General features: G+C 69.9%; 9 protein-coding genes and 1 tRNA gene. 4 read left to right on the top strand and 6 right to left on the bottom strand.

Annotated features, from left to right (window positions below; translation table 11 throughout):
- The 5 genes from ACLFOB_RS12075 to pdxH all read right to left on the bottom strand — a co-directional run.
- The coding region (locus ACLFOB_RS12075; RefSeq protein ID WP_410926220.1) for an adenosylcobalamin-dependent ribonucleoside-diphosphate reductase at positions 1-2,090 on the bottom strand (2,090 nt) is incomplete at its 3' end.
- Between the two features lie 387 nt (positions 2,091-2,477).
- Positions 2,478-2,554 (bottom strand) — tRNA-Pro (locus ACLFOB_RS12070).
- A 40-nt stretch (positions 2,555-2,594) separates the two neighbouring features.
- Entirely contained in the window at positions 2,595-3,083 is a 489-nt protein-coding gene (locus ACLFOB_RS12065) for a DUF192 domain-containing protein (protein WP_410926219.1), read from the bottom strand.
- Positions 3,053-3,571, bottom strand: coding sequence for a cold-shock protein (locus ACLFOB_RS12060; protein ID WP_410917202.1), 519 nt, complete (start codon positions 3,569-3,571; stop codon positions 3,053-3,055). The genes ACLFOB_RS12065 and ACLFOB_RS12060 overlap by 31 nt, the downstream gene beginning before the upstream one ends.
- 122 nt (positions 3,572-3,693) lie before the next feature.
- Positions 3,694-4,299, bottom strand: coding sequence for a pyridoxamine 5'-phosphate oxidase (gene pdxH, locus ACLFOB_RS12055; RefSeq protein ID WP_410926218.1), 606 nt, complete (start codon positions 4,297-4,299; stop codon positions 3,694-3,696).
- Between the two features lie 109 nt (positions 4,300-4,408).
- Between pdxH and fabI the strand changes: the two genes are divergently transcribed.
- From fabI to ACLFOB_RS12035, 4 genes are all read left to right on the top strand, one after another.
- A complete protein-coding gene (gene fabI, locus ACLFOB_RS12050) occupies positions 4,409-5,215 on the top strand; it encodes an enoyl-ACP reductase FabI (RefSeq protein WP_410917204.1) in 807 nt (268 codons plus the stop codon).
- Between the two features lie 17 nt (positions 5,216-5,232).
- Positions 5,233-5,736: a xanthine phosphoribosyltransferase gene (gpt, locus tag ACLFOB_RS12045; protein WP_410917205.1), complete on the top strand. Its 504-nt coding sequence runs from the start codon at positions 5,233-5,235 to the stop codon at positions 5,734-5,736.
- A 72-nt stretch (positions 5,737-5,808) separates the two neighbouring features.
- A complete protein-coding gene (locus tag ACLFOB_RS12040) occupies positions 5,809-7,008 on the top strand; it encodes an aminotransferase (protein ID WP_410926217.1) in 1,200 nt (399 codons plus the stop codon).
- A 32-nt stretch (positions 7,009-7,040) separates the two neighbouring features.
- Positions 7,041-8,888 (top strand): peptidyl-prolyl cis-trans isomerase, encoded by a 1,848-nt coding sequence (locus tag ACLFOB_RS12035; protein WP_410926216.1) that lies wholly within the window; start codon positions 7,041-7,043, stop codon positions 8,886-8,888.
- 103 nt (positions 8,889-8,991) lie between these two features.
- Here ACLFOB_RS12035 and ACLFOB_RS12030 read toward each other — a convergent pair.
- Positions 8,992-10,196 (bottom strand): divergent polysaccharide deacetylase family protein (locus tag ACLFOB_RS12030; protein WP_410926215.1); only part of this gene is annotated, 1,205 nt, incomplete at its 5' end.

The raw sequence follows: 10,196 nt of genomic DNA, 5'->3' as shown, positions 1-10,196 counted from the left end.
CCGCCGCCGGCGAGCTTCTTGAACTTCACCAGCGCGAAGTCGGGCTCGATCCCGGTGGTGTCGCAGTCCATGACAAGCCCGATGGTGCCCGTGGGGGCGATCACCGTGGCCTGCGCGTTGCGGTAGCCATGCGCCTCGCCCAGCCGCAACGCCTCGTCCCAGGAGGCCATGGCAAGCTCGACCAGCCGGGTGTCGGGGCAGTTGCGGTGATCGAGCGGCACGGGGCGCACCGCCAGATCCTCGTAGCCGTGCCCGTTGCCCTGGGCCGCGTTGCGGTGGTTGCGGATCACCCGCAGCATGTGGTCGCGGTTGCGCTCGTAGCCCGCGAAAGCGCCCAACTCGCCCGCGATCTCGGCCGAGGTGGCATAGGCCACGCCGGTCATGATCGCCGTGAGCGCCCCGCAGAGCGCGCGGCCCTCGTCGCTGTCATAGCTGTAGCCCATGTTCATCAGCAGGCCGCCGATGTTGGCGTAGCCAAGGCCCAGCGTGCGGAACTCATAGGAAAGCTGCGCGATCTCCTTCGACGGGAACTGCGCCATCAGCACGCTGATCTCCAGCGTCAGCGTCCAGAGCCGGGTGGCGTGCATGTAGTCCTCTGCCTGGAACACGCCGTCCTCGAGGAAGGTCAGCAGGTTCATCGAGGCGAGGTTGCAGGCCGTGTCGTCGAGGAACATGTATTCCGAGCACGGGTTCGAGCCCCGGATCGGCCCGTCCTCGGGGCAGGTGTGCCAGGCGTTGACGGTGTCGTGGAACTGGATGCCGGGATCGGCGCAGGCCCAGGCGGCGTGCCCGATCTGCTCCCACAACTCGCGCGCCTTGACGGTCCTGGACACGCTGCCGTCGGTGCGGCGGTAAAGCTCCCAGTCGGCGTCGTCGCGCACCGCCTGCAGGAAGGCGTCGGTCACGCGCACCGAGTTGTTGGAGTTCTGCCCCGATACGGAGGCGTAGGCCTCGCTGTCCCAGTCGGTGTCGTAGGTCGGGAACTCGATCGAGGTGAAGCCCTGGCGCGCGTAGTCCAGCACCCGCTTGACGTAGGTTTCCGGGATGCGGTCGCGCTTGGCCGCGCGGATCGCGGATTTCAGCTGCGGGTTCTTCGCCGGGTCGGCGGCATCCTCGGCCGTGCCGTCCCAGGCGCCGATGGCGGCGAAGATGTCGTTCAGCCGCGCCTCATGCGCCTTGGAGCCGGCGACGAGGCTCGCGACCTTCTGCTCCTCGACGACCTTCCAGTTGATGAAGTCCTCGATGTCGGGATGATCCACGTCGCAGATCACCATCTTGGCCGCGCGGCGCGTGGTGCCGCCCGACTTGATCGCGCCGGCCGCGCGGTCGCCGATCTTGAGAAAGCCCATCAGGCCGGACGACTTGCCGCCGCCCGAAAGCTTCTCGCCCTCGCCGCGCAGCCGGCTGAAGTTGGTGCCGGTGCCCGAGCCGTACTTGAACAGCCGCGCCTCGCGCACCCAGAGGTCCATGATGCCGCCCTCGTTCACCAGATCGTCGGCGACGGACTGGATGAAGCAGGCGTGCGGCTGCGGATGCTCGTAGGCGGATTTCGCCTTGGTGAGCTTCCCCGTCTTGTAATCGACGTAGTGGTGGCCCTGGCTGGGGCCGTCGATGCCATAGGCCCAGTGCAGGCCGGTGTTGAACCATTGCGGGCTGTTGGGCGCGGCGCGCTGGGTGGCCAGCATGTGGCGCATCTCGTCGTAGTAGGCGCGCGCGTCTTCCTCGGTGGAGAAATAGCCGCCCTTCCAGCCCCAGTAGGTCCAGGCGCCGGCCAGCCGGTCGAAGACCTGGCGCGCGCTGGTCTCGCCGCCGAAGCCGTCGTTGTCGTCGGCCGGCACCGAGCGCCACAGGAATTCCGGCACGCCCTTCTCGCGCACGGGCTTCAGCCGGTTCGGAACGCCGGCCTTGCGGAAATACTTCTGTGCGATCACGTCCGAGGCGACCTGGCTCCAGCGGGCCGGCACCTCGACCTCGTCCAGTCGAAACACGACCGTTCCATCGGGGTTGCGGATCTCGGAAGCCGTGGTGACGAACTCCAGTCCCGCGTAGGCGTCCTGTCCTGCTTCGGTGAACTTTCTTTCGATACGCATTCTTGCAGCCCTGCCTTTTCCGTTCCGGTGGACGCAGCATCTCCGTCACGGTGCGGATCACCGTGCGGGGCCCCTCGCCGGGCCGCGCGCTGCTTCATCCAATGTGTCTGTCCCTGGCACGCTGACTACATCTAGTGGCCATCTGCGCCGCCCACACAACCTGACGTATCTGACACGAGATGGTCAACGCCATTTTAACGGCTCAAGAGCGCTTTTTTCGCTTGACGCGCCGGAGTGCCGAGTCGCCCGCCCCCGCCCGCGGAAGGCGCTGCCCCAGCGCGGCAGGAAAAGATGCAATTTCACCGCATCTTGGGCGGAACCGCTGCACAACGGGATCGACCGGGGTGGCACGGGCAGGGGTGCGGCCCTTCGGTCACAGGCAGGGGATGGTCGGGGCGGCGAGATTCGAACTCACGACCTTCTGTACCCAAAACAGACGCGCTACCAGGCTGCGCTACGCCCCGACGCCTCCCCTCTACATATCGCGCGGGTCGAAGGGAAGCCTCAGCAGGGCCAGGCGGCGTCCTGCCCCAGCGCGGGATGCCGAAGCACGGTGCCGGGCGCGATTCCCAGCTCGCGCGCCATGCCGCCGTTGACCTCGAGCACCACCAGGATGTCGTCGCCGCCGGGAATCGGCGTCAGATCGCCGGGCACCGCGTTCTCGTGCACCCGGCGCACCACGCCACGCGCGTCGGCAAAGATCATGTCGAGGGGAATCAGCGTGTTCTTCATCCAGAACGACACGCGCTGAGGCCGCTCGTAGACGAAGAGCATCCCCTCGAAGCGGTCCATCTCCTCGACGAACATCAGCCCCTGCGCGCGCTCGTCGGGTTCGTCGGCCAGCGCGATGCGAAACTGCGCCTCGCCCCAGTCGCCCCGCAGCCAGACCGCATTCTCGCGGCAGGACGCAGCAACAGTCGCGGGTGCCAGCGCCAGTGCCACCAGCAGCGCCAGCCCGCGCGTCAGACCTCGTCGATCAGGGCGACTTCCCATGCACAGACCTCCGTCGCCATGCGCCCGCGCCGTCCCTCGACACAGCGCAGCGCGATGGCCTCGCCCGGCTGCACCTCGGCCAGCCCGGCGCGGCGCAGCACCTCGATATGGATGAAGACATCCTCGCTCAGGCCGAAGACATTGGCAAAGCCAAATCCCTTCGCGCGGTCGAACCATTTCACGCGCGCCGGCTGAAGCTCCGCCCCGAGCAGTTGTTCACGGTCCAATTCGGCGAAATCGGCCAGCGGCGGCGTGTCAGGCACGTCGGGCGGTGCGATCGACAGCACGGCCGTTGCCTGCAAGCCGCGGTCCGTCTGCTGCGTCAGTATCTCGATGCGCGCGCCATCGACGACGGAACTCTGGCCGAAATTCCGCAGCACGTTGGCGTGCAGCAGAATGTCCGGGCCGCCCTCGTCGGCGACCACGAAGCCAAATCCCTTCAACGGGTCGAACCACTTGACACGACCCGTCGTCTTGCGCGCGGACATGTCTGTTCCGGGCAATTCTTCAGTCCTTGCTCATCCCCGGCCAGAGTCTGGAGAAGATGCGCAGCGGCCGCAAGCGGCAAAAGTGACTGGCGTTCAGTCAACTGCAACGGGCTGCCGCGCGGTCAGGGACTCAGGCGGGTCACGGTCCACGCCTCTCCCGGTGCGTCCCGGCGCCACACGAAGCGGTCGTGCAGGCGAAAGGCGCCGTCGGCCCAGAACTCGATCTCCAGCGGCACGATGCGGAAGCCGCCCCAGAACGGCGGCCGGGGCGGATGCGTGCCCAGCCGCGCGGTGAGCCGCGCAACTTCTGCCATCAGCGCCGCCCGGCTTTCCAGCGGCTCGGACTGGCGCGAAGCCCAGGCGCCCAGCCGGCTCTTGAGCGAGCGGGAGGCGAAATATTCATCCGCCCTGGGGCCATCTTCCCGTTCGGTCAGCCCGCGCACCCGGATCTGCCGGCGCAGCGACTTCCAGTGCATCACGAAGGCGGCCTTGCCCGCGCCCTCGATCTCGCGCGCCTTGGCGCTGCCGTAGTTGGTGTAAAAAACGAAGGCCGCGTCCTCGACCGCCTTCAGCAGCACCATGCGCGCGTTGGGCAGCCCGTCCGCGTCCACCGTGGACAACGCGATGGCCGTGGGGTCGTTGATCTCGCTCTTCTCGGCCTCGGCCAGCCAGGCGCGCGCGATGGCGAAGGGGTCGTCGCCGGCGAAGATCCCGCTGCGATCCGTCATCTGCCTTCCCTCTCAGGGGCCTCGGGGCGGGGCCGTTCCCGCCGCCCTTGATGCCCATATTGCAATCTTCTAAAGGACGTCCATTGCGGAAATTGGTCGGAGCGCCCCCATGTCAAATTCCCTTCTCGCCGGCAAGCGCGGGCTGATCATGGGGCTGGCCAACGACAAGTCGATCGCCTGGGGCATCGCGAAGGCCTGCGCGGGGGCGGGTGCGGAACTGGCGTTCTCCTATCAGGGCGAGGCGCTCAAGAAGCGGGTGGGGCCGCTGGCCGGTCAACTCGGCAGCGACGTGGTGATCGAATGCGACGTGGCCGACGAGGCTTCGATCGACCGGCTCTTCACCGAGTTGGGTGAGCGCTGGGGGCGGCTGGATTTCATCGTCCACGCGATCGGCTTTTCCGACAAGAACGAGCTGCGCGGCCGCTACGTGGACACCACGCGCGCCAACTTCGCCATGTCGATGGACATCTCGGTCTACTCCTTCACCGCCGTCGTGCAGCGCGCGGAAAAGATGATGGGGCCGGGCGGCTCCTGCCTGACGCTGACCTATTACGGCGCGGAGCGGGTGATGCCGCACTACAACGTGATGGGCGTGGCCAAGGCCGCGCTGGAGGCCTCGGTGCGCTACCTGGCCGAGGACCTGGGCCGCGACGGCATCCGCGTCAACGCGATCAGCGCGGGGCCGATCAAGACGCTGGCGGCCTCCGGCATCGGCGATTTCCGCTACATCATGAAGTGGAACGAATACAACTCGCCGCTGCGCCGTAACGTCACGACCGAGGATGTCGGGCGCTCGGCGCTCTACCTGCTGTCCGACCTGAGCTCGGGCGTGACGGGCGAGACGCATCACGTCGACGCGGGCTATCACGTCGTGGGGATGAAGGCCGTGGACGCGCCCGACATCACCAAGGGCTGAGCTGGGGGACAAGGCAGATGAAGGACCGGCTGCCGCACGAGAAGGGATTTCACGTCAGCTGGGACCAGCTGCACCGCGACGCGCGGGCGCTGGCCTGGCGGCTCGACGGGCACGGGCCCGACGACGGGGCGTGGCGCATGGTGGTGGCGATCACCCGCGGCGGCATGGCGCCCGCGATGATCGTCGCGCGCGAACTCGACATCCGCACCGTCGATACGATCAGCGTCAAGAGCTACAACCACCAGGCCCGGACAGAGCCGCAGATCATCAAGGCGCCCAACATGGACCTGGTGGGCGACGGCACCGGCGTGCTGATCGTGGACGACCTGGTCGACACGGGCCGCACGCTGGAAGTTGTGCGCGCCCGGATGCCCAGGGCGCATGTCGCCACGGTCTACGCCAAGCCGATGGGGCGCAACCAGGTGGACACCTACATCACCGAGGTCAGCCAGGACACCTGGATCTTCTTCCCCTGGGACATGGCGCTGCAATACGTCGAACCCTACCGCGGGACCGAGTGAGTTGCCGGGCGCGCGGCGGTCCCTCCGGTCCCTTCTCGCGAGAAGCGCCCGCCCGGGCGCGCCGAGCGGGTCGTGACGACGCGCACGAATGCCACCTTTCCGCCCCCTGTGATGGAGGCGCGGCGCTGGCTGGCGACGGCCGGCCCGCCCGCGGACATGCCTCTGCTCAACGTGAGCCAGGCCGCGCCGGTCGCGCCGCCGCCCGAAGCCCTGCGCGCGGAGATGGCGCGCCTGGTCACGGGGGTGCCGCAGGTGCATCTCTACGGCCCCGTGCTTGGCCTGCCCGCGCTGCGCGAGGCCATCGCGGCGCGCTGGAGCGCGGCCTATGGCGGCGCGATCGCCGCGGACCAGGTGGCCGTCACCGCCGGCTGCAACCAGGCCTTCTGCGCCGCAATCGCCGCGCTCTGCGGCGAGGGCGACGAGGTGATCCTGCCCACGCCGTGGTATTTCAATCACAAGATGTGGCTCGACATGGCGGGTGTGCGCGCCGTGCCCCTGCCCTGCGGCGACGAACTGCTGCCCGACCCGGAGCGGGCGCTGTCCCTCGTGACCGAGCGCACGCGCGCCATCGTGCTGGTCACGCCCAACAACCCGGCAGGCGTGGAATATCCAGCCGACCTCGTCGCGGCCTTCCACCGGCTGGCGCAGGAGCGGGGCCTGAGCCTGATCCTCGACGAGACCTACCGCGACTTCGACGCGCGGCCCGGCGCGCCGCACGCGCTCTTTTCCGATCCCGACTGGCCGCGCGCGCTGATCCACCTCTATTCCTTTTCCAAGGCCTACCGCCTGACCGGGCATCGCACGGGCGCAATGATCGCGCATCGTGACACGCTGGCCGAGGCCGAGAAGTTCCTCGACACGGTGGCGATCTGCGCGCCGCAGCTGGGCCAGCACGCGGCCCTGTGGGGACTCGCGCACCTCGACCAATGGCTCGCTGGCGAGCGGGCCGAGATCCTCGACCGCCGCGCCGCGGTCGAGACGCAGGCGGCGCGGGCCGCGGGCACCGGCTGGCGGCTGAAGGGGGCGGGCGCCTATTTCGCCTATCTCGAGCATCCCTTCGCCCTGCCCTCGGACGACCTGGCACGGCGCATGGTCGGCGACATCGGCGTGCTCGCCCTGCCCGGCACGATGTTCGTGCCCGAGGGCGACGCCAGCGGCACACGGCACCTGCGCGTGGCCTTCGCCAACGCGGACCGCGACGGGATCGCGGAGTTGTTCCACAGGCTCGGGCGACTCGCCTATCCGCTTGCCGACAGGGCCCCGCACCGCTAGGAACGCGCGAAACCCAAGCGGCGGGAGGCGGCATGGCGGCGCGCAGCGGCACCTCGAGAATCTTCGTCTGGATCCTGCTGGGCCTGCTGATCCTGGGCCTTGCCGGCTTCGGCGCCACCAACCTCACCGGCAACGTCCGCACCGTGGGCGAGGTGGGCGACGAGCCGATCGAGGCAGAGGACTACGCCCGCGCGCTGCAGAACGAGTTGCGGCGCCTGACGCAGGAACGCGGCTCCGCCGTGACCTTCCGGGAAGCGCGCGAGGCCGGGCTGGACCAGCAGATCCTGGGCCGGCTGATCGTCGAGGCGGCGCTCGACGACGAGGCCGACCGGCTGGGCATCTCGGTGGGCGACGGCGTGCTTGCAGAGCAGATCGCGCAGATCGGGGCCTTTCAGGGATCCGACGGCAGCTTCGACCGCGAGGCCTATCGCTTCGCGCTGCAGAACGCGGGGCTGAGCGAGGCGGCGTTCGAGGAGGATCTGCGCGACGAGACGGCGCGCCGCATCCTTCGGGACGCCGTGCTCGCCGCAACGCCCGCGCCGCAGGGCTACGTGGATGCGCTTGCCGATTTCCTGGGCGAGCGGCGCAGCTTCACCTTCGCCCGGCTGGGCGCAGATGCCCTCGACGACCCCGTGCCCGCCCCGACGGAGTCGGAACTCCGCGCCTTCTACGAGGAGAATACCGACCGCTTCATGCGCCCCGAGGTGCGGCGCGTCACATATGCCTGGCTGACGCCCGAGATGATCCTCGACGAGGTCGAGGTGGACGAGACGGCACTGCGCGAGCTCTACGAATCGCGGGAGGCGCAGTATCGCCAGCCCGAGCGGCGGCTGGTCGAGCGTCTGGCCTATCCCGACGAGGCCGCCGCGCGCGATGCGCTCAGGGCCATCGAAGAGGGCGAGTCGAGCTTCGAGGACGAGGTCGCGGCCCGCGGCCTGACGCTTCCCGACACCGATCTGGGCGATGTGACCCGCCGCGAGCTGGGAGAGGCCGCGGAAGAGGTCTTTGCCGCCGACACGGGCGAGGTGGTGGGGCCCCTGCCCTCCTCGCTGGGCCCCGCGCTCTACCGTGTCAACGGCGCGCTCGCCGCACAGGAGACGAGCTTCGAGGAGGCCCGCCCGGAATTGCGCGAGGAGCTTGCCACCGACCGCGCCCGCCGGGTCATCGCCAACCAGGCCGAAAGCTTCGACGACCTTCTCGCCGGCGGCGCGACGCTGGAGGAACTCGCGCAGGAGACGGATCTGCGCCTGGGCGAGATCGACTGGCGCCCCGGTCTTTCCGAAGGCATCGCCGCCTATCCCGCCTTCCGCGAGACCGTGCAGGCGGCGACGACAGATGACTTCCCGGAAATCATCGGGTTGGAGGACGGCGGTCTCTTCGCGCTCCGGCTCGAGGAAATCGTGGAGCCCGCGCCCGCCCCTCTCGAGGATGTCGAGGGCGAGGCCATCCTGCTCTGGGAACAGCAGCAGACCCGCGAGCGCCTGAGTGTCAAGGCCGAAGATCTGGCCGCCGCGCTGCGCGAGGGAGAGGACTTTTCCGCGCTGGAACTGAACGGTGCGACCGAGGTCGAGGCTTTGGCCCGTGGCGAGGAGCGCGAGGGCGTGCCCCGTGCGCTCGGAGATACCGTTTTCGCGATGGCCGACGGCGATGTCGAGATCGTCCCGGAGGGTGCCGGCGTCCTGCTGGTCCGGCTCGACGCGATCCTGCCGCCCGATCCGCAGGCGCAGGATGTCGCGGCGCTGCGGGCGGAACTCTCGGCCCAGGTCGAAGGGGCGCTGGCAGAGGATGTCTTCGAACTCTACGCGCGCGAGCTGCAGACGCGCGCAGGGATCACGCTGAACCAGTCCGCGCTGAACGCCGTTCACGCCAACTTCCAGTAGTTCGCCCAACCTCGGGCCGCGGCCTGCCGCGGGGACACCTCGCGGGGGTCACGTCGCCCTACCCATCTCCCCCGCGAAGTGCAGGCGCGCCGCCACGGGCGGATCAGCCCCCGGTTGAACTGTCGCGGAGCACCGCCGAGACCGGCGCCAGCGCAAGCCCCGCATCGCGGCTTGCCAGACCCCAGGCGACCAGCCCGGGCACGAGGTCCGGCCGCAGCGGTCCCGTCACGATGGTGGCCCCCTCGCTGCGCGCCCGCATGCCGGCGCGGTCGAGCAGCCGCTGCAGGGCGCGGGCATCCTCGCCCACCCCTCCGAAGCTGCGGAACACCGTGGCCGCCGGGACGCCCGCGCGTTCCGCAAGGGCGAGCCCGGTGTTCAGACCCCTGGGATGGAAGACAAGGCCCCGTCCCGCCTCTCCGACGATATCGGCAACCTGTTCCGCCAGCGCGCGATCCTGCTGCAACGCCCCGGGGCGCCCCTCGATGACCGCGACGGTTTCCGGCAGCGTCTCGAACCAGGCGGCGCTGGCAATCTCGGCGTCCTGCGGGGTGGCGCCCTCCGGCAGGCTGACGGCAATCAGCACCTCGATCCCCTTCGCGCGATAGGCGGCCATTGCCGCTTGCGCCTCGGGGCGCTCCGGGTCGACCGCGACGCTGACCGGAAACGGGACCCCGGCAAGCGTGTCGGGGCCGAAGGGCATGCTGCCGTCGTCGATGAGCACGATGGCCAGCCGCGGCGCATCTTGCGGCAGGTCCGCCTCGGCCGCATGGCGGCGAAGCGGCGGCAGCGCCTCGGCAGCGGCAGCCGCCTCGCTGCCATCGCTCTCGTCCGCGGCAGCCTCGGGGGGGGCGGGCGGCACATCCGCCGTGGGCAGGCGCCCGGTCCGGACCTCCGGCGCCAGCCGGGCAAGAGCGCCGGGGGCCTGTCCCGCGCCTCCGGCGGCGGAGCGCGACGCGGGAGCGTCGGGCGCTTCGGGCGCATCGGGCGCAGGTTCCGCGGCCGGTGCAGCGGGCGCGCCCGGCGTCGAGGGGTCCGAGGGGGGATCGACTTCGGCGCGGGGGGGCATCCCTGACCCGCCCTGCGGCTCTGCGGGCTGCGGCACGGCCTCGCCTGCGCCCGCCTGCGGCCGCGCCGGCGTGTCCTGCGCGCCCGGCGCAGCCTCGGTGTCCGGCGCCGCGGCGCCGCGGGGCTCGCGAGGGCGCTCCGGCCCTTCCTCGTCGGAGCGCTGCGGCGCCGCGGGTGCCAGGCCTGCGCCCCCCGGCGCGGCAAGTGCCGTCTGCTTGGTCAACAGCGCCAGCAGCATCAGGG

Origin of the sequence: Rhodosalinus sp. (assembly GCF_046542825.1) — a bacterium.
GTDB lineage: Bacteria > Pseudomonadota > Alphaproteobacteria > Rhodobacterales > Rhodobacteraceae > Rhodosalinus.
This window is presented reverse-complemented; position numbering and strand designations above follow the sequence as displayed.

Bases quoted from the DNA above. Each gene is read 5' to 3' on its own strand.
- ACLFOB_RS12065 (WP_410926219.1), bottom strand. From the start codon at position 3,083: ATGGGAAGTCGCCCTGATCGACGAGGTCTGACGCGCGGGCTGGCGCTG.
- ACLFOB_RS12060 (WP_410917202.1), bottom strand. From the start codon at position 3,571: ATGTCCGCGCGCAAGACGACGGGTCGTGTCAAGTGGTTCGACCCGTTG.
- pdxH (WP_410926218.1), bottom strand. From the start codon at position 4,299: ATGACGGATCGCAGCGGGATCTTCGCCGGCGACGACCCCTTCGCCATC.
- fabI (WP_410917204.1), top strand. From the start codon at position 4,409: ATGTCAAATTCCCTTCTCGCCGGCAAGCGCGGGCTGATCATGGGGCTG.
- gpt (WP_410917205.1), top strand. From the start codon at position 5,233: ATGAAGGACCGGCTGCCGCACGAGAAGGGATTTCACGTCAGCTGGGAC.
- ACLFOB_RS12035 (WP_410926216.1), top strand. From the start codon at position 7,041: ATGGCGGCGCGCAGCGGCACCTCGAGAATCTTCGTCTGGATCCTGCTG.